The following is a 25581-nucleotide window of genomic DNA, read 5'->3' as shown; positions in this document are numbered from 1 at the left end:
TCTGATCTCCTTTTTGATTACTCTTCTCCACCAGCAAGGCTCTCAAGCATCGATTTCTTATATGACTGATATCTTCCTTCTTCTATAGCCTCTCTGATGTCTTTCATCATATTATTATAAAAATACAAATTATGCAAGACGCAAAATCTCATACCGAGCATTTCATTTGCCTTGAGCAGGTGTCTGATGTACGCTCTGCTATAGTGCTGGCATGCAGGGCATCCGCAGCCCTCCTCTATAGGTCTGTCGTCTGTCTCAAATCTCGCATTCTTGAGATTCATCTTGCCATGCTTCGTGTACACATGGGCGTGTCGTCCATTTCTGGATGGATATACACAATCGAAGAAATCAACACCTCTGTCGACCGCCTCAAGTATATTTGCAGGGGTTCCAACACCCATGAGGTATGTCGGTCTGTCCTCAGGCAGATACGGAACGGTCACATCGAGTATGTGGTACATCTGCTCTGCAGTCTCTCCTACCGCAAGTCCTCCTATGGCATATCCCGGAAGATCAAGCTCGCTGATCCTCTTGGCGTGATCTATTCTGATATCCTCGTATATGGCACCCTGATTGATTCCAAACAATAGCTGATTCTTGTTGATCGTATCCGGCAGACTGTTAAGTCTCTCCATCTCATTCTTACATCTGACAAGCCATCTGGCTGTTCTCGCAACAGAATTCTCCACGTACTGTCTGTCAGCCAGTGCAGGGGCACACTCGTCAAATGCCATGGCTATTGTAGATGCCAGATTCGACTGTATCTGCATGCTCTCCTCAGGTCCCATGAATATCTTGCGTCCATCGACATGGGAATTGAAGGTTACGCCCTCCTCCTTGATCTTCCTGAGTCCCGCCAGGGAGAATACCTGGAATCCGCCTGAATCAGTGAGTATTGGTCTGTCCCAGTACATAAACTTATGTAAACCGCCCATCTGCTTGACTATCTTATCCCCCGGTCTCACATGGAGATGATATGTATTTGACAGCTCGATCTGACATCCTATGTCCTTGAGATCCGTTGTTGCCACAGCTCCCTTTATGGCTGCCGCCGTTCCAACATTCATGAACAGAGGTGTCTGCACTGTTCCGTGAACAGTCTGAAATTCAGCTCTCTTTGCCCTTCCATCCTTACAAAGTATTTTGTACATTGTTATGTAAACCTTTCTTTTTCATTCTTCCGAATCTTACGCTATACTTTAGCGTACTCTTTATAATGCACCATTTAAAGTATATTTGCAAGCAAATTTACAATCCACAGGCATTTACCGCCGAACTTGACCGCATACCGGATGAATACGAGGACTTCCGATACAATGCAGGCAGATTACAATTTTGACAGCCACATATCTTACATACAAAACGGCACCTGTAATTTCACTTACAGGTGCCGTTATATCAATCTATAGGCTTTCAGTTCTGTTAGCTCCGTGCTAAATCACCACTGAATTATCTGACTTATCACTGCTTCTCCTTCAGCGTAGCTGTAGCAGTCTGCTTCTCGTAGTTACCATTGTTGTTTCTGTAGTATACGATAGTTACCTTATCGCCAGGATTGCAGGCCACGATCTTGTCGTGGAATGTCTCCATATCTGCTATGTCCTCACCGTCAAGGCTGCAAATGATATCTCCTGACTGGAGTCCACACTCCTCTGCTGCTGAACCCTGCTCAACTGATGAGATATATACACCCTCAGGCATGTTCAGGAGCTGTGCGTACTGGCTTGTGATGGTCTGGGCAGATATACCGAGGTAAGCCTGTCCTGATGTTGTTCCATCATTTGACACATTCTTGCCTGCTATCAGGTCATTGATTATATCCTGTACATCTGATATAGGAAGTGCATAGCCCATACCCTCAACGCTTGTATCTGAATACTTGGCTGTGTTGATACCGATCAGCTCGCCCTGCATGTTGACAAGGGCACCACCACTGTTACCAGGGTTGATGGCTGCATCTGTCTGGAGTACCTTTACTGTCTCATCTGAAGCACTTATCTCTCTGTTAAGTGCACTTATATATCCAACTGTAACTGACTGTCCATATCCAAGTGCATTTCCGATTGCCACACAAGGATCACCTACTGTAAGATCATCCGATGAACCTACCTGAATCTCCTTTATCTCATTCAAAGTGTCATCTGATATGTCCGAAAGCTTGACTGTGACAACTGCTATATCATTGTTCTCAACGTATCCCTTTACCGTTGCCTCTGCACTCTTATCATCGACAAATGTAACTGACAGTGACTTAGCATTCTGTACCACATGATAATTAGTTGCAAGATACAGGTACTGGTCATCCTTGCCGATGATGATACCTGAACCGGCTCCTGTTGACTCCTGCTGATATGAATTGAACCAGTAATCATATGTTGTTACGTATGTTCCTGTGATCGATACGATGGAAGGCATAACCTTCTTGGCAACCGTTGACACATCGTACACTGTACTTGTCGTGTCTGATGATGCCTGCTTGAGCTGTGGTGCATTGTTCTCTGTTGAACCCTCAGCACTCTGCTCTGTTGTGGTCTGCGAATCTTTGCCGAGAAGCTTATCCGATCCATATCTGACCCCCTGGAATACAACGCCTGCCACAAGTCCGAATACAACAGCCGCTGCAACCACACTTGCTGCCTTCTTGCCAAATCCGCTCTTCCTGTTCTTTGGCTTCTTATCTTTTGCCTTCTTCTGTCTCATATTGTTATCTGAAGGCTTTCCTGTTCCCATATTGTTCATTGGATTGCCTGCCTGATTCTGATACCCCTGATTCATTCTCTGGCTGTCATACCATGCTTCCATGCCATTTACATTTCTCTGAAAACCTGAATATAAAGCGTTCTGAGCTGAACCCTGCGCACCGGCCGTCTGACTGTTCTGTGCTGAGCCATGTACACCGGCTGTCTGATTGTTCTGCGCTGACTGTGCGCCCTGAACATTCTGTGTCTGCTGTGAAGCATTTGTTGACGGTCTGTCAAATCTTGAATCTCCACTGTTGTTCATATAGCTGTAATGATACAGACCATCCTGCTGTGGTGCCTGACCACTATTTCCATTCATCTGGTTCTTGTTTTCCTGTTCCATCTCTATCATCCTTTCGCATCTTTATTATCTTAATTCCTGTAATCGGTACCTTTCTCTTTCTTACAGTTGTTACTATACGCAGTAAATGTGTCATATTTGTGTCTTTATTGTTTTAATTCTGTGCACAAATGTTATATACTAGTCAGGTACGATCTCAAATAACCCTTATGGAGGATAATATATGTTTAGAGTATGGGGAAAACTTATAAAAGATAACCACCTCATGAAGGATACCGTGATATGCATATCCGACTACGAGATGACGCGTACCCACAAGGTATACAAGGCCCTTGAGGATATGTGCTACGAGTTTGACCTGGCAAAGCCGGTGTGGCTTAAGAAGAATAAGGATGAGTTTATCCACCACGCCAGAACCAGATTCACAGCGGATAACTTTGTGGAGGATATAGATTTTGACTACCTTGATTTTCAGGTAATAGAGGAGGAATACTAGATGTTTTCTGTCTCTTCAGTGAGCAAAAGCTACGGCAAAAATAAAGTTCTGACAGATGTGTCACTGTCCGTATCCCCGGGTGAATGCATCGCCCTTCTGGGAATCAACGGATCGGGTAAATCCACCCTGCTGGGAATACTATCCAGAAACATAAAGCCAGACTCAGGGGGCTTCGGTTTCGACTGTCAGGCAAATGCTGCTCTGCTCCCACAGGACAATCCACTCATACCGGAACTCACAGCCATTGACAACATCAGACTGTGGCACCCCGGAAGCAGGAAAACAGTCATGAACTCCCACAATATGAGCATATGTCAGTCTCTCGGTGTGGATTCATTTCTGGACAAACGTGTCTCAAAGCTCTCCGGTGGAATGAAGAAGAGGCTAAGCCTTGCCATCACGATGATATCTGACCCGGATCTGCTTCTTCTCGATGAACCTCTGGCCTCGCTTGATCTTCTATGCAAGAACGGGATACTGAGCTATCTCCAGAATTACATAACACATGGAGGAAGTGTCATCATCGCCACACATGAGACATCTGCGCTGGATATATGCAACAAGATATACACACTGAAAAATGGACACATCCAACTGGCCATAGACAGAAATATCTCACCCGGATACACCTCACCTGAAACCTACATCAATCTGATCAGATCATAGCTTTATCTAAAGGAGTTTTATGTTTTACCGACTTATACGAACTGATTTGAAAAGAATAGCTCATTATGGAATATACATGGTAGTCGCAGCATTTGTCATGATGACGGTTTTCCTGTGTCTTGCGTTAAACGCGAACTCTTTTATCTACTCTGATGACCGCTCCGAACCACTTTCAATCGGAATCGTGATGAGTGCAGATTCAAAATTCGCACAGATGGCATACAACACGATATCTGATATGGACAGCTACCGCTCATCATGTGTATTCACAGAATTTTCAGACAAGGATACAGCCCTTTCAAGGCTCTCTGACGGAGACCTGTTCGCTGTGATCTACGTCCCTGACAATATCATAAGCGACATCATGGACGGAACGAACACACCTGTCGAGGTATACTATTCTGACAACCGGTCCATCGATACATTTGTGCTGAATGACCTCTTCCGCTCCACCTCCTCCATGCTTGGCATATCCCAGGCGGCCATATATTCGGTTCAGGCGATAGGAAGGAACATGGAGCTTCCCGAGGATATTCAGGACACGCTCAGCAACGATGTAAATGCCATGTTCATGACTAAGGTTCTTGACAGGACTGCCAACTTCACCGTCGACAAAATAAATGCAACCAGAGCAGCAAATACCACCGACTTCTACACAAGTGCGGCGGTTCTTCTCATGATGATGCTGTGCAGCGTTGTTTTCTTCCCATTCCTGCTCGACCTCCCAGCCTCTTACATAACAAAGCTCAGGTCACAGGGAATTGGCAAAGTCAGACGCAATGTCAGCAATTTCATATCCATGTTCATATGGCTGTATATCCTTTATATAACTGTATACATGGCTCTCGCCCTGGCATCACTGTTTATCGATGAACTGCATGTAAATATCCACATGAGCGGGATACTGTTCGGAATCGTCATAGCTACATGTGTCGCGGTATATACGCTGCTCATAAGTCTGGTTCCCGCAGGGATACACGGCTGCACACTGCTTCTCACTGTGGTCACTGTCATACTGGCCTATGTGAGCGGCTTATTCATACCGGAAGCCATGCTTCCAAACTTTGCAAAGTATATATGCCATGGATCGCTGCTCAATAAGCTTGTGCAGACACTGTGCATATATTTATCATAAATTTACGGAGATACATCTATGAACCATATAAGACAGATAAACTTACTTATAAAAAGAATACTGTGCCGTCCCGCCACGATCGTCGTTCTGCTGGTCATCCCCGCTGTGCTGATCGCTGTGAGCCTTCTGCCAGCCAGAAAGCAAAGCACCGAGATCGTGTCCGGCGTGTATATTGAAAGTTCTGACGAACACACGGATGCTTTCCTGTCGTATCTCACATCGACATCCACGGGATTTACCTTCAGGCACTATGAATCCCTGAAAGACATGAAGGATGATGTAGCATCCGGCAGGATCGACTCCGCGTACATGGTTCCTGATGGTTTCAGTGAATCAATGCTCCACTCTGACGGGAAGCGCCACATAACCGTGTATACAACCGATGGAAGCTCATTCCAGTCTGTGTCCGAAGAATCCGTGTATGCCGCCCTCCTGTATGCATATGCGGCAGACATGTCTGTATGTATGCTCCAGGATCGTTATCTGTCAAATGTCCCATACAACGAGACCCAGATGTCAGAATACATCAGTGATAGATTTAAGGGATATATCGAAAATGAGGACATTTTCACCATCGAGAGCGGACTCACCGGAAAATACACGGCATCAACAGATATTGCGCCAAACAATTTTCCTGTGGAAATATTGGTTTACATAACTTTGTTCGTATGTTCTCTCCTGGGACTTCAGAACTATCTCCGGGATCTGGACTGTGGGGCTTACTCTATCCTCTCCTCCAGAAAAAAAGCCGGATTCTGTGTAAAAAATATAGCAGCGGGAATTATTCCCGCTGCCATTATCAGCTTTATATCCTTGATCATATATTCCGGCACCAATGGCTGTCTCAATGTCCTGCTGCATATCGCCGCAGTGTCAGTCATCAGCCTTGCTGCTGCACTCATATTCAGAGTGATATTCAGGCGCTATAAGATATTTACTATAGCTCTGCCATTCATCATCATCTGTACTCTTCTCCTGAGTCTTCTATCAATGCTCTCGCAGATGTAGACTCTGTGATCTGCTTTACCAGACATCCATAGCTGTCAGCCGGCACCGCCACATTGAAGCACACATCTGCAGTGTAATCCGTACTGTCTATCAGTGCATCACTGTTGCTGAGAAGATATTGTACCTTACCCGAATCGTTGTAGTTCGTGGTTATCTTCACCAGCTTCATAAGCTGCATCTTATGTATACCCGCATCAGACAGTGCAAGCTTGGCTGCCTCGGTGTATGCTCTCACAAGACCACCTGTTCCGAGCAGTGTTCCACCAAAATACCTTGTGACCACTATACATATATTAACCACCGCATTCCCCGTGATAACCTCCAGGATGGGTTTTCCAGCCGTTCCCTGCGGTTCTCCGTCATCAGAGAATCTTAGCAATGTATTCTCGCTGCCTATGGCAAATGCATAGCAGTTGTGCCGTGCATCATAGTGCTGCTTCCTGATCTTCTCGACAAAGGCATATGCCTCTTCCTCCGAGGACACAGGGACTGCATAGCCGATGAATCGTGATTTCTTCTCGACTATCTCGTCCTGCCCCTCCTGTAATATCGTGTTGTATGTCTCTATCATCGCTTCTCCGAATTGCTGGTGAGCAGCTTGCCCAGCTCATCCATAAATGTATTCACATCCTTGAACTCTCTGTACACTGATGCAAATCTTACATAGGCTACCTGATCAAGATCCTTGATCTTATCCATGACTATCTCACCTATGGTCGTGCTCTCTATCTCTCTCACTTCCATGTTGAAGATGGTGTTCTCTATGTCATCTATGCACTTTGTGACTGCTTCCGCTGAAACCGGACGCTTATGGCATGACTTTATGACACCTGACTCTATCTTGGAACGGTCATAAGTCTCTCTGTTCTTGTCCTTCTTGATGACTATGAGAGGTATGGTCTCCACCTTCTCATATGTGGTAAATCTCTTACCACAGGCGTCACACTGTCTTCTTCTTCTGATCGCACTTCCATCCTCCGCTGGTCTGGAATCGATAACCTTTGTATCATCTGCTGAGCAAAATGGGCATCTCATATAATTTTCTCCTTACGATATTATAGTGCAGACGCATTAGAGGCGCTCCGCGCGGCGTCCGCGTCATCGCAAGAAATCTCCCACCTTCGGAGGGACCTTCTTACGATATTATCTTTACTGGGCACTTGGCCTTACATGCACCACAATTTGTACACTTCTCCGGATCTATGTGAGCAAGGTTTCTGTCTATCGTGATGGCTCCAGCCTCACAGTTCCTTGCACACAGTGTACATCCGATACATCCTGCGCTGCAGGCTGCCTTGACCTGAAGACCCTTGTCATGGGAATTACATCTGACAAGTCTCTCTGCATCATATGGAACCAGCTCTATCAAGTGTCTCGGGCACTCTGTGACACATTTGCCGCATGCCTTACACTTCTCCTTATTAATTACCGCAATTCCATCTATAATGTCAATAGCCCCGAACTCACATACTGCCTTACATGAGCCATAACCTGTACATCCATATGTACATGCCTTAGGACCGCTGTTTGGATTGTTCTGTGCCAGCTTACAGTCCCTTGGTCCAACATACTCGTATACATCCTTCGCCTTCTCGCAGTCTCCTGCACACTTGACAAATGCCACATACCTTGTATTTTCAGCGTTTTCCACGCCCATGACCTCACTGATCTTCGCTGCCACTGCCTCGCCTCCAACAGGACACGCTGATGGCGGCATCTCACCTTTGGCGATGGCCGCTGCCAGTCCGTCACATCCCGGATAACCACATCCACCGCAGTTATTTCCCGGAAGGAGCTCTCTTACTGCTATTTCTTTCTCATCTACTTCTACCTTAAATTTCTCTCCTGCGACACCCAGAAGGATACCTATCACAATACCTACGCCTGCGACGACTGCCACAGCTATCAATATTCCTGTCATATCCGCACCCTCCTTATATCAATCCTGAGAAACCGAAGAACGCGATTGCCATAAGACCTGATGTGATGAGAACTATAGGGGTTCCCTTGAACGCCTCAGGTATAGGGCTGTGCTCAAGTCTCTCTCTGATTCCTGCAAGTATCACTATGGCTATAGTAAATCCGACTGCAGAGCCACATCCGTTGATGGTACTCTCAAGTATACCGTAACCGCTCTGTACATTTGAGAGAGCGATACCAAGCACGGCACAGTTGGTCGTGATCAGTGGAAGGTAAACTCCAAGTGATTCATACAATGACTTGACCTTCTTCTTGAGGAACATCTCAACAAACTGTACAAGTGCTGCGATCACAAGGATGAACACTATGGTGTTGAGATACTCAAGTCCGAATCTTCTCAGTATGCCGTAATACACAACGCTGGTGACAAATGAAGCTATGGTCATGACGAACACAACCGCTGCTCCCATTCCGGTTGCTGTGTTGACACTCTTGGACACTCCAAGGAAAGGACACAGCCCGAGGAACTGGCTGAGGATAACATTATTTACAAGTGCCGCTCCGATGGCTAACAATAAAATATTCATTATCTCTTACCTCCCTTTCCTTTTTTCTTCTTTATATGAGCCATTGTCTCCTTGAGCTTTATGTCGGAATCTGCTGGCTCGTTCTCTGCAGAGTGTTCTGGCTGCTCTGCTTCCGTCGGCTGATCCGTTGATGGCTGCTCTGCTGCCACTTTATCTGCTACTTCCTGTTCTGCTGCTGGCTGCTCTGTTGACTTCTCATTCTGGAGATTGTCCTGACTGTCTGACTGAGTCTCTGTAACAGTCTGCTGCTCCTCATCTGGCGTCTTTTCCTGCTGAACTTCCTCAGCATGCTCCTTAAGCATCTTTCCTGTCGCATTCGGAACAAGCTTTATGTCGGCGAGGACTGACTCTCTGGTCGGTGCATATGGGCTGAGTCTTGGCTCATCCTTCTTCGCCTCATCTGGCTTGTCAGCCTCTGGCGCTGTATTCTTTGCTGCATCCTTATCTGCCGCTGCAGGTGTCTCTTCCTGCTTCTTAACCTGTTTTGCATCCGCTGAAGGTTTCGCCGGAGCCTCTGCTGCCTTTACAGGAGCCGGAGTCTCTGAAACCAGCTTGCCACAACATGCTGCATTGATACAGCCTGCACATGAGTCCGGTCTGCATGCTGCCGGGATCTCCTCTCCATTTGCCAGTGCCTCAGCTGCCTTCTTTGCATTTCTCTTGTTGATAAATGCTATGATGAATGCAAGCACAAAGAATGCACCAGGTGCAAGTACGAATATTGTTATAGGTGTGTACAGGCTGAGTGCATTGCCTATACCCTTTATAATTCCCGATGAGTTCTGAAGTAAGTTGCCATCTCCAAGTATCTGGAATCCAAATACACAGCCCTTTCCGACAAGCTCTCTGAACATTCCTATAAGTGTAAGGCCAACTGTAAATCCAAGGCCCATTCCAAGTCCATCAAATATAGATGGAAGTACCTTGTTCTTGGAAGCATATGCCTCGGCACGACCAAGGATGATACAGTTTACAACTATAAGTGGTATATACAGTCCAAGGCTGCTGTTGAGTGATGGCAGGTACGCCTGCAGCAGAAACTGTATGATAGTAACAAACGAAGCTATGATAACTATAAATGATGGTATTCTGACCTTATCAGGTATAACCTTTCTGAGTGCTGAGATCATGAAGTTGCTGAGCACCAGGATACATGTGGTCGTAAGTCCCATTCCTGCGCCATTGATGGCTGATGATGTAACCGCAAGTGTCGGACACATTCCAAGCATCTGTACGAAGGTCGGGTTCTCTTTCACAATACCATTATATAAACGCTCTGTACATTTTCCCATTACTTGTCACCTCCGTTCGACGCTGCAGATGAATCAGCAGCATCGCCATTTATGGACTTCACATACTCAAGTCCCGCATTCACCGCATTGGTAACCGCATTTGTTGTGATGGTAGCTCCTGACAGGGCATCTATCTCCTCGTCCACTGTGGCACCTGACTTGGTGTACTGGAACTTATCGACCTTCTTGCCTGCGAACTGTGCCTTGAAGCTGTCTGTGTCAGCCTCCATACCAAGTCCTGCAGTCTCTGAGAGTGACAGGAATGAAATTCCATTTGTCGTTCCATCCGCTCTGACTCCCATGGCAAGCTGAAGGTCTCCACTATACGCCTCATGTGATGTGACAGTCACAACATATCCAAGTGCTGAACCATCGCTGCCCTTTGCTTCCACGATCTCATCTATATCTGCGTTATATCCGGCATCTGACAGGATCTTTGCAGCCGCATCGGCATCAAAGTCAGCATAGCTGTCAAACGAATCCGCATCATCGAATACCGCCTTATATGCCTCTTCCTTTGCTTTCTGCTCTGTAACTGCTATAGGATCCTTTGTGATCTTATATACATAAGCCAGTGCAAATCCTGCTATGACTGTGATTATCATGATTGCTATAGTTGCTATAACAATCGACTTTGTATCCATCTTGGACTTTGTTCCGGCTGTGTCACCCTGGGCTGCAAGCTCTGCGCCCTCTCCGAAGCTCTTCGGCTGTGTCCATCTCTCAATGAGTGGCACAAGCAGGTTGGAGAATATGATCGCATATGATACGCCCTCTGCTGATCCTCCGTATATTCTGAAACAGAATGTGAGTATACCAAGTATCACACCGAACAAGGCCTTACCCGCAGGTGTGATTGGTGATGTAACATAGTCAGTTGCCATAAAGAATGCTCCAAGCATCAGACCACCACCGCACAGGTGTGCTGCGAGGAATGTAAGATCAAAACCTCTACCCGATGCAACCGCATATATCATAATGAGCACCGCAAATGTTCCTATATATGTAAATGGAATAACCGGCTTTATAACTCTTCTGATCAGAAGATAAGCCGCACCAACAAGTAAACATACAACTGATGTCTCACCTATGGTTCCCGGTATATTTCCAAGAAACATATTGAGTACATTGACATTTGCCAGATCCCCTGTGTTCTTGAGCACTGCAAGAGGTGTAGCAGTTGTCACACCATCATACGAGAATGATGTCATTCTTCCTGCAAATGATATGAGAAGGAAACATCTTGCGCCCAGCGCTGGATTCATGAAGTTGAATCCCAGTCCTCCAAAGAGCTGTTTAACTATTATAATGGCAAATGCACTTCCGAGTATCGCCATCCACACCGGTACATCCGGTGAGAGGTTCAGTGCAAGAAGAAGTCCTGTTACAACTGCACTGAGATCGCTTATGGTTACTTTTCTGTTCATCATCTTCTGGTACAGCCACTCAAACAGCACGCATGAGACCACGCATGTGAGTATAAGTATCATAGCGTTCAGCTCGAAGTTGATGATTCCAAATACGGTTGCCGGAAGCAAAGCAATGATCACATCCAGCATAATGCTCTGTGTACTTCGTTTATCTCTGACATGTGGAGATGACGAAATCTTAAATGTATTATCCAATGTGTACACCTCCTACTTCTTTTTATTCGCAATGATGGATTTTCTTGTTCCCGCAATGGTCTGTGTCAGATGTCTCTTCGCCGGACACACATACGAACAGCATCCACACTCACAACACTCCATTCCGTTGTGAGCCAGGAATCCCTCTGTATCCCCATGCTCAGCCAGTGAAGCAAGCATCGAAGGAACAATACGTCCCGGACACACATCAACACAGCGTCCGCATCTGATACAGTTGCTCGGTTCAAGGTCTGCCACCTCGTCATGTGTCATACACAGCAGTGCCGACACTCCCTTGGTTGCAGGAACATCCAATGAGAAAAGTGCCTTTCCCATCATAGGACCGCCTGAGATCACCTTCTCAGGAACCACACCATCCTTAAATCCACCCGCAGCCTCTATAAGCTCCTGACAGTTTGTTCCTATCCTCACCATAAGATTGCATGGATTCTCTATGGCATCACCTGTTATGGTGACTATCCTTGTGTAGAGTGGTCTTCCCTCTATAACTGCCTCATATATGGACACGATGGTATCAACATTGTGAACTATACATCCAGCATCCGCTGGAAGCATCTTGGAGTTGACATATCTTCCAGTGTTAGCATATATGAGCTGACGCTCGGCACCCTGAGGGTACTTGGTCTTCATCACATGGACTTCAATCTTGTCATTGTCCTTTACCTTATCCCTGAGAAGTTCTATTGCCTCAGGCTTATTATCCTCTATGGCGATGATTCCCTTTGCATGATCAAACAGATTGATACATATCTCAAGTCCCAGTATCAGCTTGTCCGGTTCCTCCATCATCCTTCTGTAATCCGAAGTAAGATATGGCTCACACTCTGCACCATTTACTATTATGTAGTCGATCGCATCCTCGTTCTTCGGGGACAGCTTGACATTTGCAGGGAAACCGGCGCCGCCCATTCCTACTATTCCGGCCTCCTTTATGATCTCCTTCACATCCTCTCTATACAGAGTGGACAGATCTTTTACATTTGCTGCAAAGTCGATCTCCTCAAACAGGCCATCATTCTCTACAACTATTGATTCAACCTTTGATCCACCAGGCACATATCTCGGCTCGATCGCCTTGACCTTTCCCGATATGGATGAATGTATATTCGCTGACACGAAGCCACTGGTCTCCGCAATCTTCTGACCAACCAGGACTCTGTCGCCCTTCTTCACTATAGGTGTGGCCGGTGCCCCTATATGCTGACTCAGCGGGTACACGCAGTCACCTTTTGGAAGGTATTCTCTGACAGGCTTTTCCATTGACAATTCTTTGCCTTCATATGGATGAATTCCGCCCAGAAATGTTAACAAACCCATGTTCTACCTCTTTTCCTTATATATTTTTATTAAAAAAATCTCCCTATATAATAACGCTTTAAGCCCTCAAAAACAACCTAAATGGGGATATATTATCATTTTAAAATATGGAAATTCTTCTGCTTATCCGCATAAAAAACGATCACATATAAGATATAGACACTTATGTCTTTTCTGTATCTTACATGTGATCATTTATAAATTCATTCGGATATCATTCTAATATTCTATGGACGGAAGCTTTCTGACAAGCACAGCCCCCGCCAGGCCTATGCACACACCGGCTATAGTTCCCGATATGCACAGCACCGGCATATACAACATGATATTGCCACTCTTCATGAGAAGTGCTGCCATTGCTATTTGCCCTGCGTTGTGGCTCACTCCGCCTAGTATGCTCGTTCCAAGGAGACCAAACAGATCCTTTTTCCTGCAAAGCGTCATGACCAGAAGTGACAACACCGCTCCCGCCATGCTGTATACCATAACCGTCATATTGCCAAACAACAGCGACGACAGCACCACTCTCACCAGTGACACTATCCACGCATCTGATATCCTCAGCCTGTACATGACAACTATGGTGACCATATTTGCAAGTCCCAGCTTGATTCCCGGAACAGCTATATTCACCGGGATCATGGATTCAAGATAGGAAAATACCATGGCTATGGCCACGAACATACCTGTGTATGTGATCCTTTTTGTACTCCAGCCATGCATTCTATCCACCGCCGTCTCTGAACTTTTCTGATCATTTTTATCTCTACTGCACATCTATATCTCTTTCCCTGCCACATTGTATCTCTATGACAAGCTTGTGCGGAAGACAGGTTATAGTCTCTCCTCTCCTGCTCTTCCAGCCCATATTCACGCACACATTATCCGGGCAGTCCGCATCACCGACACTGATCTTCCCAGATTTAACCACAACAGTGTTGCTGCCCCTGTCCGTGTTGAACTCATAGGTATCGTCGACTGTCATGTCTATGGTCTGCACCAGTTTGTCATCTATATACACATCCGCGGTATTGCCCGTCGGAAGCACAAGCCGCATGACAAGCCAGCATATAATTCCCGCTACTAAAAGGACTCCACACAATATCAGATCTTTTTTTCTAAACCATCCTGCCATATCTTCACATCACTCTGCCAATTTATAGTCTTCTGCCGTTATGGTGAATCGGTCCTTCAGGCCTTCACTGACATACACATTCTTATCCTCATCTATGATGACGGCCTCCGCACCATACTCCTGAATGGTCTTCATAGCCTTATCCTTATCCATCAGCATACACAGTGTGGACAAGGCGTCACTGGTCAGTCCGTTATCACAAACTACCGTGGCCGCTATAGTGCCATTCCATGCCGGATATCCTGTCCGGGGATCAAGTATGTGGTGGTATCTCCTGCCATCCTGCTCAAAATACTTTTCATAATCTCCCGATGTGGATACAAATGCCGTCTCCCCATCGCCAAAGCTTATGACACCCATGATCGTTCCCTCTCCGGCTCTCGGATCCTTGACACCGACCTTCCAGGCTGTACCATCAGGCTTGCTTCCGTACACAACTATACTTCCGCCCAGGGCCACACATGCACCGGCCGCATCAGTACCCTTGAGATACTCTGCTGCCATGTCGCAGCCATATCCCTTGCCGACTGCTCCCAGATCAAGCATCATACCAGGCTTTGATATCCTTAACGTATCGCCATCCACGCTTACCTTTGACACATCCACCAGCCTCAGTGCACTGTCTATATCCGCCTGTGATGGAATCTCTGTCCTGCCATCTTCTATCCCCCACACATCCGCCAAAGGCCGTATGGTGATATCCAACAGATCGTCATGAGCCCTCGATATGTCAAGCGTCTGCTTCAGCACACCCGCAAGCTCGCTGCTCACAGTGATATCCTCATCAGGCTTATATGTGTTGTTCACCCTGTATATCTCAGAGTCCGCTGAGCGCCATGACAGCACATCCTTGTCCAGGCTGTCTATGAGCTTCAGCATCCCGTCTATATTCTCACTGCCATGGCTTCCATACACTGTAAATGACGCAGCCGTTCCCATGGTGATCGTGTTCCTTGTATATTCACTTTCACCTGACCGTCTCACGCCTGATATGATGACCATAGCAATCACAGCCACCATGACAACCACTACGGCTGCTATCCTGTACCATTTCTTCATGGTCTGCCTACCTCTGTGTTATTTCAGATATTCATCGTGAACCTGTTCTCTCAGCGAATATCTGAAGGATTTCTCGTACTCCACATTCTCATTGATGCTGTGGTTTACCTCCTCGAAGAAGCTCTGGTTGATGATATCCATGGAGTAGAATATCGGGTAGTTACTGTTCTTCTCCCACATCATAACTCCACCATCCACGGATTCCTTACCGTACTCCTCCTCGTAGCGCTTCTTGCAGTCTCCACTGCACAGATATACATGACACAAACCGTTGAGGGTCTTCTTCAGCATATCCGTTCTGAGTATATATCCATCACAGTCTATCGCCCAGTCTGGTATCTCATCCGGCTTCACTATGACTATGATCGGCATATATCTATCAGGGCTCTCAACAATCGCATTCAGCTTGTCATAGCTGATCTCCTCAGGGCTTGATCCCTCCTCCATGACTATCCCGGCGTCTACAAAGCCAACCTGATTGAACATATCCTTCATGAACTTTGGCCTGCTGTATCTTCTCTCCTTGACGTTGATGGTCTCACATATGTTCTCCACATTCACATCATATATATCCCCGGCACTCACCATATCCACTGTCACATGCCATATAGCACCAGCCTCTGAATTGCTTATGTGCTGGAAATCCATATGAAACTCACCGGCCTCATATGTTATATATACCTTATATCCTATGGTGGAATAATCCACACTCGTGAGTTCCTCGGGCATCTGTGGGAACACCATACTGATGTGCTCTCTGACCCATTTGTATATGATCTCACACGCCTTGTCATAACCCGCCGCAGGTATTCCTACCCTGTGGCTGTACACAACATTCGGAACCATAGGCTTTATCTCAGTCTTCACCTCTGGTCTGACCGCTGGAACGAACTGCTCCTTGTCAAGCAGCCTTGATATATACTCGTTGTGGACTATCTCCTTGTTGATCAGATAAATAACTCTGTCAGGAGTCAGCTCCTTGTGATACTTCTTGTTGAGCAGTATCTCAACCAGTTCGCGCTTGCTCACAGTGTGGAACTGCGCCACGATGTCCGGATTGTTGTCCAGATATTCCCTGAGCTCAGGCTTAAGCGGATCCTGCGTGATCCTGAGCCTGTATTTGCTTCTTATGGCATTCTCCCAGTTCTTCTCCTTGTACTGTGAGTCGTGAATACTGTTGAAAATCTGCATGATAGACCAGTCGCACAGCTCCAGATTGGCTATGATACTGTTCATGACTCTGGACAGATCCTCATGTCCAGTCCACAGATCGGTCTCCTTGGAATCAGAACCCAGCTTATACTTATATCTCATCTCATGCTCTATCTCATGCCAACCCTCGAAGAGCACCGTCCTGAGCTGTACCTCAAATGTCTGGTCAAATGGCTTGTTCCACACACTTGCAGGTATGTTTCGCAGATATTTGCTCGGTATCCTGAACACACCGTTACATTTCTGTGCCTCAAATTTGTTCTCCTCATTCTTCGTCTTGGACCAATTGTCCAGAAGAAACGTCTCCTCAAGTATCTTCTCACATATATCCATGTCCTCCAGATAGAACAGGTTGATTCGTATACCTATGATATCCTGAATCTTTCTTCCACCTTCCTGCATGGAGTATTTACCAGTCTCCAGCTTGTGCAGAAGTGACGATTCTGACTTGATTCTCGATGTACTGTTAAAATATATTCCCGCATTGTTCAGCTTCGTGACAAGAGTGTTGAGCAGACTCATCTTCACATTGTTGATCTCCTCTATCTCCTGTTCCTGAAGAAGCTTCTCGTCACTATTATAGTCATAGATGCTATAATCCATTCCATCATTCCTTTTCTGTAATTATATATCAATCCGCCCTGCGGCGTCTTTCCTATATCCACGCATATCTTTATCTAGTATATCACAATAATTGTGTATTTTGCTTAAAATAATATGAACATTTTATAAAAAACAGTGCAATTCCACCCTTATAGTATAAAATCCACTCCATTTTCTTGCGAAAGTAAAGGCTTGTATATATAATTAAAAGGCTAGAACACAAATGAGAGGTTAAATTATGATTTTAGACTGCCAGAACATCTGCAAAGCATTTGGCACAGATGTTATATTGGACAATATTTCTTTTCATCTTGAGGAAAAGGAGAAAATGGCTATAGTCGGCATAAACGGCGCCGGCAAGACCACTCTTCTCAAGATAATAATGGGTGAGGAAAGTGCTGACTCCGGTCAGGTCATAGTGTCAAAGGACAGGACAATCGGTTATCTGTCCCAGTATCAGGAGAGCAATTACAACACCACTGTCCGCGGAGTCATGATGGATGCACTCAAGCCTATCCTTGAGCTTCAGGACAGGATGCGCGAACTTGAACACACTATGGCTGAGCAGTCCGGTGAGGAGCTCGAGAGATCTCTGGAGCTCTACAACCGCTACACCCACGAATTCGAATATAAGAACGGCTATAGCTGTGAGAGCGAGGCAAATGGAGTTCTCAAAGGACTAGGTTTCTCCAAGGAGGATTATGACCGCCACACGGACTCTCTGTCCGGTGGCCAGAGGACAAGACTTGCACTCGGCAGACTCCTCATGGTGAAGCCGGATATCATCATCCTCGATGAGCCGACAAACCATCTGGACATGGAATCCATCTCATGGCTTGAGGGCTTCCTGTCATCCTACCAGGGAAGCGTCATCATCGTCTCCCACGACCGTTATTTCCTCGACAAGATCGTGACCAAGATAGTCGAGCTCGACAATGGCCACAGCCAGGTATACAATGGCAACTACACCTACTTCGCACAAAAGCGTGCAGAGATCCGTGAGAACATGATGAAGGCATATCTCAACCAGCAACAGGAGATCAAGCATCAGGAAGAGGTCATCACGAAGCTCAAGCAGTTCAACCGAGAGAAGTCCATCAAACGTGCAGAGAGCCGTGAGAAGATGCTCTCACGTATAGAACGTCTCGACAAGCCAACCGAGGTTGCATCCGAGATGAGGATCACTCTTGAGCCAAATGTCTTAAGCGGCGAGGATGTTCTTACGATCGAAGGACTCTCCAAATCATTTGGCGACAATAATCTGTTCTCAGGAATAGATATGGATATCAAACGTGGCGAACACGTCGCCCTGATAGGTGGAAATGGAACCGGAAAGACAACCATACTGAAGATGATCAACAGGCTTGTATCCAAAGATGCCGGAGCTATCATACTTGGATCACGCGTCAAGATCGGTTACTACGATCAGGAACATCAGGTACTCACGATGTCCAACACCATATTCGACGAGATAAGCGACGCCTACCCTGATCTGTCCAACACCAGAATCCGTAATGTCCTTGCGGCATTCCTCTTCACAGGTGAGGACGTGTTCAAGAGGATACAGGATCTGTCAGGTGGCGAGCGTGGACGTGTGTCCCTTGCCAAACTGATGCTCTCTTCCGCCAACTTTCTTATTCTGGATGAGCCGACGAACCACTTGGATATCACATCAAAAGAGATCCTGGAGAATGCCATAAGGAACTACACCGGCACTGTCCTGTATGTATCTCACGACAGATACTTCATCAACCAGACGGCCACAAGGATCATCGAGTTAAGGGACAAACAGCTCACAAGCTATATAGGCAATTACGATTACTACGAGACCCACAGAACGTATTCCACAGATTCAGGAAGTCCATTCACTCCAATAAGCGGAGTCTCTGACGCACCGGCCCAGACCGCTCCCGCTGTCTCACAGGCCAAGCTCTCATGGCAGGAAAGCAAAGCTGAAGCGGCAAGGCAGCGCAAGAAGGCAAATGACCTGAAGAAGCTTGAGGCATCCATCGAGGAACTTGAGAACAGGATCGCTGAGATCGATGAACAGTTTCTTCTTCCTGAGAACGCCACAAATGTCGGTCTGCTGAACGACCTCACAAAGCAGAGGAACGAAGCCGACACAGAACTCAACGAGCTCTACACAAAATGGGAGGAACTGTCCGAGGAGGACTGATGGCGGGATCGCTCATGTCAAACCTGCAGGCTTAACTATATCAACAAATACAAAAAACACCATATACGACTACAGCAAAGAGGATCCATATAAGGTATCCACTCACCGTATTCATATATGGTGTTTTCTTTGTTATCATGCACAGTCTCCTGTACATCTATTGTTCATACATGTCTCATGCACAGTTCCCTGTAAATTTATGTCAATCTCTCTACATTCTAATGTCTCACATGAATTATCTTCATGGCATACTGTCCCGACAGATCATATGCAGAATTGCTTATATAGACCTGATCGCTGCTGCCCATTCCACCCTGAATGATCCAGTATTCAGGCATATTTCCGCTGTTAGAACCCCAGTCATGCACATATGCCTCACATGCCGAAGCCGGAACTCCAAGCTTTCTCAGATACTGCTTAAGTGCAGTCGCTGAAGAGAACTTTCCAAAATAGATTCCGACATGGGTCGGCTCTCCATTCGTATAGTAGACAACTATATCACCAGGCAGGAGCGCATCGTATGAGAAGTCCTCCCTGTCCGCTGTGAGCTCGTAATACGTCGCCTCACCCCAGCTTCCATTCTGCGCCAGAATCGCCTTGGCGATGACCTTGCGGAGTGCCCAGTCTGAGCATATATTTGATGAACTGATCACGAATCCGCCATTTGCAAAGTCAGTGTACTTGACTGACATATCACTTCCCGGAGTGCTGCTGCCTGCGTATCTAAGCGCATTTGCCACAAATACATTGCAGTAGATTCCTGTCTTGCCCAGATATTCATTGACAACCCTCTTCATCCATTCATCAAAATCCCAGCTTATCGAATCTGTCTTGAAGCATCTTCCCCAACTGTCAAATTCATACTCCACATCACCCACTACTATCTTCGTGAGTTTACTGCAGCGTCCATTTGCATCGCTGAAATAATACACCTTCTTGTTGTTGATCTTGGCGTTCTTAAGACCCTCAGACTTGTCGTTGAGCAGCTTGCCACTTCTGTACTCGGAATATCCTGTACTCTCGTCATAATACACATATTCAGTTACAGTTCCCTCATCGCCTACATAAGCCGCACTGTAATCACTAATCGTCTGCCAGCCCTTTGTTCTGACAGCCTTACCTGTTTTACCAAAGTAACTGCAGTTGCCCTGCAGTCTCACCACAGAATTCTTCTTTACTATCCATCTGTTATTCGAGAATACTCTGTACGTGTCTGCATATCCCGATACAGTATGTGTCGATCTGTAATATATCGCATCAGACATTCCCGTGCTGTCCGTGTGGAGCACAACATGTCCAAATGAAGGTATCCACGCATTCACCGCAGCCGTCCAGCCGCCCTCGCTCGCCACCTTCTGACATCTGTATCTTATGCCGTCCACCTGTACAAAATAGGTTGCCTCTCCGTTTCTTATGTAATACTTCTTATCCCTTGAGATCTCATACCACTTCGTGACGTTGCTCTTCGCACCGTTCACAAAGTAATAATATCTTCTGTTTACCTCGTATACTCCGGTTGCCGTACTGGTCCATTTCCCCGACGAATACTGGTACAGTCTTCCCGACTGCATCCGCCTTACTGCCTTGCCGTCCACCGCAAAATAATACACGCAGTTTCCTGATGTGATCCAGGTCGATCTCACCGCAGCGCCGTCACTTCCAAAGTAATAATAGTCTTCTCCAAACTGCTTCACCACGTTCTTGACCGGAATACCCGCTTCGTAGTAGTACACTCTGGAATTTTCTGTTCTGAGTCCCTTGTACGCATTTCCATTCTTGTCAAACAGGACTTTTATATTATTTACCATGACAGCCTTATTCTTGACGGTGATCCTGACTGTTCCATTATAGCTGTAGAAATAATTGCCGTGATAAGCGCTCACAACATGCCCATCAAAAAGCTGGATATACTTCACATCATTTCCAGACATGCTTCCGGATATATCCGCGTCGACAAGCTCCCCTGCCGGTGAACTGCTGCCATATTTGTACCAGCCATCTCCCACAACAGCCTTGCCACTCACAAAGTAATCACAGTACCCAGATCTTGTGAACAGTCCTGTCGCCGGACTGCCCTCGCTATAATACACTCCATTGTAATATCCTGTCAGAGCTACAGAATAGTCCCTGGCAAATGTAAACTTTTTGAGCTCTATGGTATTGCCGCTCTTAACGCTCATGTTGACATATCTGCTTGAAGAATTATAATTCGCTGACTTCAGCATCTCAAAGCTGGTGTCTGTGTAGCTTCCGTTATACTCCACATTTGCATCGCTGTCATCCGCTGCGACAAGATAAAACTTGGAGTTATATCTTATCAGTGCATATGTGATAAGTGTATCACTGTCCTCACCTGAACCAATGAAGTAACTCTCGCCCTCCGCAAAGCTGAGTCTGAACATGCCATCGGTGGAGTTCGTAAACACATATGTACTGCTGTTCATCTTAAGTGCTGTTTTCTCCACCACGCTGGTAGGCGTCGCCACCCCCGGAGCCTCCGTATCCGCATATACAGATGCAGCCACATCCCCTGCAGTCTCCGCTTTGGCCGTCATGTTCCCCACACACGCCATCTCCGTCAGCAGAACAAATGCCACAGCGATGAGCAGAGCAAGAAATCTTACGTTATTCGACTTATACAATCCCTTCCTTATTGTCCTCAACATACTTCCTCCTGAGTATTTATTATGTATCTATAGTACACGATTTTGGCTGCATGTGAAATACAATATCTGATATTTTTCCGATATCTTCTCCACAAATTTCTTCGCCCCCGCCATATTTCTGTCATCAAGATTGACAAATGGATCATCCATTATGAGCATCGGCTTTTCATCCTGATACATGCTGTCCACTATTGCAACTCTTACACACACTCCGAGGATATCCGCCAGTCCCGAGCTCAAGGTCTGAGAATCCCTGTACATTCCCTGCTCTCTGTACCTGATTGTCATATCCGGGGCCGCCTGTACATTTCCTGCATGCTCTCCTGTAACGCACTCATAATACCTGTCAAATGCCTCCATGACTGGCACCGAATGTCCCACTGCAAATGTATCCCTGGCCTCCCCCAGCAGCTCGTACGCCTTTACGTTGAGCTCGTATCTGTGCAGATCGTCTTCCAAAGCCTTTTTCTTATCCGCCAACGATGCCTTCACAGCAGATATCTCCTGTCTTCGAAGCTTGAGCTCCGCCAGTTCCCTGGCATACTCGCCAAGTCTCATGTTTTCTGCCATATAGACCGACATCTCCTCATCCATATCGGATTCGTCATCGGCTGTATATATATCATCTGATCCGTCCGATCTGGTATCATCAGCGGCATCCCCCGGCTCTTCCACCTTATTCTTCCTGTGCCTGATCTTTTCATTTATCCCGCGTATAATGTAGTAGATTCCGAGTACCCAAAACATACCTGCACATACAACAAATATAATCATAGCCATATCGTCAGGTTCTTCTATTCCAAGCATAAATTTCCACATTCCCAGAGATAGAAGTGCTGCGATCAACGCACAAAATCCTGTCATGATATATTTACTGTCACGCTGTCGTCCCATCCGGTTCTGATTCTGCATTTCTATCTCACGGATATTTTTATTCAGCTCATTTATACTTCTGTCTATTCCATCAAGCTCCCTGACCTGCTCACGCATCCCATCAAGCTCATATTTTCTCCTGTACAGTTCCCCCGTCCGCTTGGTTGGCGACTGCCTGTTTATAACATTCTTCAGTATCTGTCTGGCATTCTCATAATTGCTTATATCATCCGTGCTGTCAGCGATATTACCAAGCTTAGCACTTATCCCATCCGTCGCCCAGGTCCGGCAGTCATCCTGCCCTATGTACATACTTCTCACAAATGACGCAGAATCCACATGAAACAGCTCCTCCCCAAGCTTATCCGTGAACATTCCTGTTACAGCATGAGTCGCCTCGTCGTATATCACGCATTTGTCATCGCTCTTCTTCGCGCCAAATGTCCTCTGAACCCTGTAGTTTCTGCCCCTGCTCTCAAATACCAGTTCTCCGCCATAGGCAGCCCCCGACCACGGGCGATATCTTTTTCTTTCATTCTCAATGTCATTTCTCTTCGTCTCACCGTCGAAGCCATACAGCATGACCCGGATAAAAGCAGCAAGAGTCGACTTACCCCAGCCATTATCCTGGACAAATGTATTTATCCCATCCTCGAACTGGACTTCCATGTTATTCAATTTGCCAAATCCATCTATATAACAAGATATCAATCTCATACTTAAAATATCTCCTCGCCCGCAAGAGCCCTGAGTCCTGTCTGGATCACATATGCCTTGTCATTTTCACTCATATCCTGCCCCATGACCTTCCTCACGAATTCGCCCTTGAGGGACGCATCATTCATATACCTCGTGTAATCCACCTGAAAATCCGTGTGATCCAAGATCTCCATATAGTAGAACGAATCCTGAAACTGCTTAGTCAGATAATCCGTGTTTATCTCGCTCTCAACATTTACCGCGCCTGTGAGGGATACCCTCACCATGTCCCTGGACTCATCTTCCATTGTCCCCGGCAGTTCCTGATACAGTCTGTCTGCGATCATGTCCGCCGCATCAGAGCTTGACTCTGCCCCTGTCACGTCCACTTCCACATCGAACAGCCTTCTATAGGCAAATGACACAAATTCGGTCTCAACCGTATGCCTCCTCTCATCCACATCAAGCACCATAAAGCCGTGCTCACCACACTCGTCAAAGCCCCTGCCCTCCAGACATCCCGGATAGCAGTAGAATCCCCTGTGATCAAGGCTTTCCAGCTTTCTTCCGTGCACATGTCCCAGTGCCAGATAATCTATGCCTCTTCCCCTGAGTTTCTTCAGGCATACATCATTCATGTTGCGAGCCCTGCCATATTCCTGCTCCTGTCCGTGGAGTGTGACAATATTTATATCGTTCTCATCCAATTCGAGTTCATCATATATGCTGTTGCAGTTTTCGTCATTCAGCACAGCGCCCGCGATCACTATATGTGATCCCTTAAGCTGATACTGCGTCCACTCATCTCCGAATAAATACAGATTCTCTGGGAGTCTCCGCCCCGCAAATAAGCTTTCATCCGGGTCATGATTTCCCCTCAGATAGAACACATCTATGTCAGCATACTTCGCTATCTCCCCCAGAACAACATTTATCGTCGTGGCAGACACTGTCTCTGAATCAAAGAGATCCCCCGCTATTATTACCGCCTGCACGTCATTCTCTGCAGCATACCCGAATATTTTCCTGAATGTGTTAAGTATCTCATTTCTTCTGCCTCTGGCTCTTTCTCTTCCAAGATGTGCACTCAGGGCTGAATCAAGATGGATATCCGCACAGTGTATTATTCTCATAGTTCCTCAACCTCAGTCATCTCTATTCTTTTTCTATATTAACATATTACGTTAAAATTTGCTCATAAAGAATAAAGTCCACGGCATATGCCGCGGACCCTGTCTACATCATATTTTCTTATATGTCGAACATCTCATAAACCTCGACTATATGTTCTTTTTTGATGGATGGCAGATGGGCCTGACCTAATCCACTTGGGTATATTGAAGCCCCTATCACACCATCATTGATATTTCCCAGAATCTCCCAATAACTCCAAGGGGTATATGGAGCAGGGAATACCAACGGTGGCATGAGAAACTGGAAATCATTTATATCTACATATATAGGATTAAAATCCTCCGGAACATCCAGCTCAACTATCACCCTGTCCTTTGTCTTGAAATACTTCCACAGCGACAATATCGACTCCTTATGTTCTTTCATATAAGCACGGAAATCATCAATGTCCGAAAACTCTGAGACTTTATCTCCCTTCATCTTGGTAAATGCAAACACAAGCCCTGGAACCTCAACTCCATTCACATTACAGAATGCATTTCTTATTGTTTCGTACAGTTCGCCCAGCTCCTCTTTTATACCTACATAATAGCTCAATTCCAATTCCGGCTGGTACTCTCCCTCCCTTAATGCCTTATCAACCAATTCTCTCCTCTGTACTGTCCAAAATTTCATATCATATACCTCCTGTCTGATACACATGTGTTTTCTCCCTGTATTCAACAGTAGAAAACTGTCTCTTAAGTTCATACATGAAGTATATTGCTCCTTGATTTTCGTTCCGTAATTATTACGGATTTCGTTTTTCCACAAACAAAAAACGCCAGAAGCCTTGGTTTTACAAGGTTTCTGACGCCTGTCTAGCAGGGGATGAGAGAATCGAACTCCCACCAAAAGTTTTGGAGACTCCTATCA

General features: G+C 46.1%; 21 protein-coding genes and 2 pseudogenes. 5 read left to right on the top strand and 18 right to left on the bottom strand.

Features of this window, described 5'->3' with window-relative positions:
* Nucleotides 1-17: 17 nt before the first annotated feature.
* Together tgt and DW025_RS13390 are read right to left on the bottom strand one after the other, a co-directional pair.
* A complete protein-coding gene (gene tgt / locus DW025_RS13395; protein ID WP_015533107.1) occupies nucleotides 18-1151 on the bottom strand; it encodes a tRNA guanosine(34) transglycosylase Tgt in 1134 nt (377 codons plus the stop codon).
* Nucleotides 1152-1461: 310 nt separating this feature from the next.
* Nucleotides 1462-3084 (bottom strand): S1C family serine protease, encoded by a 1623-nt coding sequence (locus tag DW025_RS13390; RefSeq protein ID WP_243104996.1) that lies wholly within the window; start codon nucleotides 3082-3084, stop codon nucleotides 1462-1464.
* Nucleotides 3085-3265: 181 nt separating this feature from the next.
* Here DW025_RS13390 and DW025_RS13385 point away from each other — a divergent pair, with 181 nt between their 5' ends.
* Genes DW025_RS13385 through DW025_RS13370 form a run of 4 tightly spaced genes read left to right on the top strand, consistent with a single transcriptional unit; the run spans nucleotide 3266 to nucleotide 6347 of the window.
* Nucleotides 3266-3538, top strand: coding sequence for a hypothetical protein (locus DW025_RS13385; RefSeq protein WP_015533105.1), 273 nt, complete (start codon nucleotides 3266-3268; stop codon nucleotides 3536-3538).
* Nucleotides 3539-4204: an ATP-binding cassette domain-containing protein gene (locus DW025_RS13380; protein WP_120000344.1), complete on the top strand. Its 666-nt coding sequence runs from the start codon at nucleotides 3539-3541 to the stop codon at nucleotides 4202-4204.
* Nucleotides 4205-4223: 19 nt separating this feature from the next.
* Nucleotides 4224-5339, top strand: coding sequence for an ABC transporter permease (locus DW025_RS13375; protein ID WP_120000342.1), 1116 nt, complete (start codon nucleotides 4224-4226; stop codon nucleotides 5337-5339).
* Between the two features lie 18 nt (nucleotides 5340-5357).
* Nucleotides 5358-6347, top strand: coding sequence for an ABC transporter permease (locus DW025_RS13370; RefSeq protein ID WP_120000340.1), 990 nt, complete (start codon nucleotides 5358-5360; stop codon nucleotides 6345-6347).
* On the opposite strand, the gene DW025_RS13365 is transcribed toward DW025_RS13370, so the two are convergent.
* The 12 genes and pseudogenes from DW025_RS13365 to DW025_RS13315 form a co-directional block, all read right to left on the bottom strand.
* Nucleotides 6298-6918 (bottom strand): YigZ family protein, encoded by a 621-nt coding sequence (locus tag DW025_RS13365; protein ID WP_015533102.1) that lies wholly within the window; start codon nucleotides 6916-6918, stop codon nucleotides 6298-6300. The two genes, DW025_RS13370 and DW025_RS13365, sit on opposite strands and share 50 nt — an antisense overlap.
* On the bottom strand, nucleotides 6915-7382 hold the full coding sequence (gene nrdR, locus DW025_RS13360) for a transcriptional regulator NrdR (RefSeq protein WP_015533101.1): 468 nt from the start codon (nucleotides 7380-7382) through the stop codon (nucleotides 6915-6917). Before nrdR ends, DW025_RS13365 begins: the two co-directional genes overlap by 4 nt.
* A gap of 100 nt (nucleotides 7383-7482) precedes the next feature.
* Nucleotides 7483-8268, bottom strand: coding sequence for an RnfABCDGE type electron transport complex subunit B (locus DW025_RS13355; RefSeq protein WP_015533100.1), 786 nt, complete (start codon nucleotides 8266-8268; stop codon nucleotides 7483-7485).
* Between the two features lie 13 nt (nucleotides 8269-8281).
* Entirely contained in the window at nucleotides 8282-8854 is a 573-nt protein-coding gene (locus tag DW025_RS13350) for an electron transport complex protein RnfA (RefSeq protein WP_015533099.1), read from the bottom strand.
* Nucleotides 8855-9504: 650 nt separating this feature from the next.
* Nucleotides 9505-10146: pseudogene (rsxE, locus tag DW025_RS15505) on the bottom strand (electron transport complex subunit RsxE); the annotation flags it as partial.
* On the bottom strand, nucleotides 10146-10751 hold the full coding sequence (locus tag DW025_RS15500; protein ID WP_279221687.1) for an FMN-binding protein: 606 nt from the start codon (nucleotides 10749-10751) through the stop codon (nucleotides 10146-10148). The gene DW025_RS15500 and the pseudogene rsxE, both read right to left, overlap by 1 nt.
* 87 nt (nucleotides 10752-10838) lie before the next feature.
* Nucleotides 10839-11771, bottom strand: a pseudogene (locus tag DW025_RS15495) (RnfABCDGE type electron transport complex subunit D); the annotation flags it as partial.
* A 12-nt stretch (nucleotides 11772-11783) separates the two neighbouring features.
* Entirely contained in the window at nucleotides 11784-13109 is a 1326-nt protein-coding gene (gene rsxC / locus DW025_RS13335) for an electron transport complex subunit RsxC (protein ID WP_015533097.1), read from the bottom strand.
* A gap of 219 nt (nucleotides 13110-13328) precedes the next feature.
* Nucleotides 13329-13886, bottom strand: coding sequence for a Gx transporter family protein (locus DW025_RS13330; RefSeq protein ID WP_022216220.1), 558 nt, complete (start codon nucleotides 13884-13886; stop codon nucleotides 13329-13331).
* Nucleotides 13876-14244, bottom strand: coding sequence for a NusG domain II-containing protein (locus DW025_RS13325; RefSeq protein WP_120000336.1), 369 nt, complete (start codon nucleotides 14242-14244; stop codon nucleotides 13876-13878). Before DW025_RS13325 ends, DW025_RS13330 begins: the two co-directional genes overlap by 11 nt.
* A 9-nt stretch (nucleotides 14245-14253) precedes the next feature.
* The gene (locus DW025_RS13320; protein ID WP_120000334.1) at nucleotides 14254-15303 is read right to left on the bottom strand and encodes an FAD:protein FMN transferase; all 1050 of its coding nucleotides are present in this window, start codon (nucleotides 15301-15303) and stop codon (nucleotides 14254-14256) included.
* Between the two features lie 18 nt (nucleotides 15304-15321).
* Nucleotides 15322-17118: a hypothetical protein gene (locus DW025_RS13315; RefSeq protein ID WP_117549138.1), complete on the bottom strand. Its 1797-nt coding sequence runs from the start codon at nucleotides 17116-17118 to the stop codon at nucleotides 15322-15324.
* A gap of 238 nt (nucleotides 17119-17356) precedes the next feature.
* Between DW025_RS13315 and DW025_RS13310 the strand changes: the two genes are divergently transcribed.
* Entirely contained in the window at nucleotides 17357-19294 is a 1938-nt protein-coding gene (locus DW025_RS13310; RefSeq protein ID WP_120000332.1) for an ABC-F family ATP-binding cassette domain-containing protein, read from the top strand.
* Nucleotides 19295-19512: 218 nt separating this feature from the next.
* Here the strand turns inward: DW025_RS13310 and DW025_RS13305 are convergent, their stop codons facing one another.
* From DW025_RS13305 to DW025_RS13290, 4 genes are all read right to left on the bottom strand, one after another.
* On the bottom strand, nucleotides 19513-21960 hold the full coding sequence (locus tag DW025_RS13305) for a hypothetical protein (protein ID WP_120000330.1): 2448 nt from the start codon (nucleotides 21958-21960) through the stop codon (nucleotides 19513-19515).
* Between the two features lie 27 nt (nucleotides 21961-21987).
* Nucleotides 21988-23550: an ATP-binding protein gene (locus tag DW025_RS13300; protein WP_120000328.1), complete on the bottom strand. Its 1563-nt coding sequence runs from the start codon at nucleotides 23548-23550 to the stop codon at nucleotides 21988-21990.
* Between the two features lie 2 nt (nucleotides 23551-23552).
* On the bottom strand, nucleotides 23553-24665 hold the full coding sequence (locus DW025_RS13295) for a metallophosphoesterase family protein (protein ID WP_118018400.1): 1113 nt from the start codon (nucleotides 24663-24665) through the stop codon (nucleotides 23553-23555).
* Between the two features lie 118 nt (nucleotides 24666-24783).
* The gene (locus DW025_RS13290; RefSeq protein ID WP_133302891.1) at nucleotides 24784-25341 is read right to left on the bottom strand and encodes a hypothetical protein; all 558 of its coding nucleotides are present in this window, start codon (nucleotides 25339-25341) and stop codon (nucleotides 24784-24786) included.
* Between the last annotated feature and the right edge of the window lie 240 nt (nucleotides 25342-25581).

Source organism: Coprococcus sp. AF38-1 (assembly GCF_003603945.1).
GTDB lineage: Bacteria > Bacillota > Clostridia > Lachnospirales > Lachnospiraceae > Coprococcus > Coprococcus aceti.
This window is presented reverse-complemented; position numbering and strand designations above follow the sequence as displayed.

Excerpts from the sequence above, each read along its gene's own strand:
- tgt (WP_015533107.1), bottom strand. The coding sequence starts at position 1,151 with ATGTACAAAATACTTTGTAAGGATGGAAGGGCAAAGAGAGCTGAATTT.
- DW025_RS13390 (WP_243104996.1), bottom strand. The coding sequence starts at position 3,084 with ATGGAACAGGAAAACAAGAACCAGATGAATGGAAATAGTGGTCAGGCA.
- DW025_RS13385 (WP_015533105.1), top strand. The coding sequence starts at position 3,266 with ATGTTTAGAGTATGGGGAAAACTTATAAAAGATAACCACCTCATGAAG.
- DW025_RS13380 (WP_120000344.1), top strand. The coding sequence starts at position 3,539 with ATGTTTTCTGTCTCTTCAGTGAGCAAAAGCTACGGCAAAAATAAAGTT.
- DW025_RS13375 (WP_120000342.1), top strand. The coding sequence starts at position 4,224 with ATGTTTTACCGACTTATACGAACTGATTTGAAAAGAATAGCTCATTAT.
- DW025_RS13370 (WP_120000340.1), top strand. The coding sequence starts at position 5,358 with ATGAACCATATAAGACAGATAAACTTACTTATAAAAAGAATACTGTGC.
- DW025_RS13365 (WP_015533102.1), bottom strand. The coding sequence starts at position 6,918 with ATGATAGAGACATACAACACGATATTACAGGAGGGGCAGGACGAGATA.
- nrdR (WP_015533101.1), bottom strand. The coding sequence starts at position 7,382 with ATGAGATGCCCATTTTGCTCAGCAGATGATACAAAGGTTATCGATTCC.
- DW025_RS13355 (WP_015533100.1), bottom strand. The coding sequence starts at position 8,268 with ATGACAGGAATATTGATAGCTGTGGCAGTCGTCGCAGGCGTAGGTATT.
- DW025_RS13350 (WP_015533099.1), bottom strand. The coding sequence starts at position 8,854 with ATGAATATTTTATTGTTAGCCATCGGAGCGGCACTTGTAAATAATGTT.
- DW025_RS15500 (WP_279221687.1), bottom strand. The coding sequence starts at position 10,751 with ATGATAATCACAGTCATAGCAGGATTTGCACTGGCTTATGTATATAAG.
- rsxC (WP_015533097.1), bottom strand. The coding sequence starts at position 13,109 with ATGGGTTTGTTAACATTTCTGGGCGGAATTCATCCATATGAAGGCAAA.
- DW025_RS13330 (WP_022216220.1), bottom strand. The coding sequence starts at position 13,886 with ATGTGCAGTAGAGATAAAAATGATCAGAAAAGTTCAGAGACGGCGGTG.
- DW025_RS13325 (WP_120000336.1), bottom strand. The coding sequence starts at position 14,244 with ATGGCAGGATGGTTTAGAAAAAAAGATCTGATATTGTGTGGAGTCCTT.
- DW025_RS13320 (WP_120000334.1), bottom strand. The coding sequence starts at position 15,303 with ATGAAGAAATGGTACAGGATAGCAGCCGTAGTGGTTGTCATGGTGGCT.
- DW025_RS13315 (WP_117549138.1), bottom strand. The coding sequence starts at position 17,118 with ATGGATTATAGCATCTATGACTATAATAGTGACGAGAAGCTTCTTCAG.
- DW025_RS13310 (WP_120000332.1), top strand. The coding sequence starts at position 17,357 with ATGATTTTAGACTGCCAGAACATCTGCAAAGCATTTGGCACAGATGTT.
- DW025_RS13305 (WP_120000330.1), bottom strand. The coding sequence starts at position 21,960 with ATGTTGAGGACAATAAGGAAGGGATTGTATAAGTCGAATAACGTAAGA.
- DW025_RS13300 (WP_120000328.1), bottom strand. The coding sequence starts at position 23,550 with ATGAGATTGATATCTTGTTATATAGATGGATTTGGCAAATTGAATAAC.
- DW025_RS13295 (WP_118018400.1), bottom strand. The coding sequence starts at position 24,665 with ATGAGAATAATACACTGTGCGGATATCCATCTTGATTCAGCCCTGAGT.
- DW025_RS13290 (WP_133302891.1), bottom strand. The coding sequence starts at position 25,341 with ATGAAATTTTGGACAGTACAGAGGAGAGAATTGGTTGATAAGGCATTA.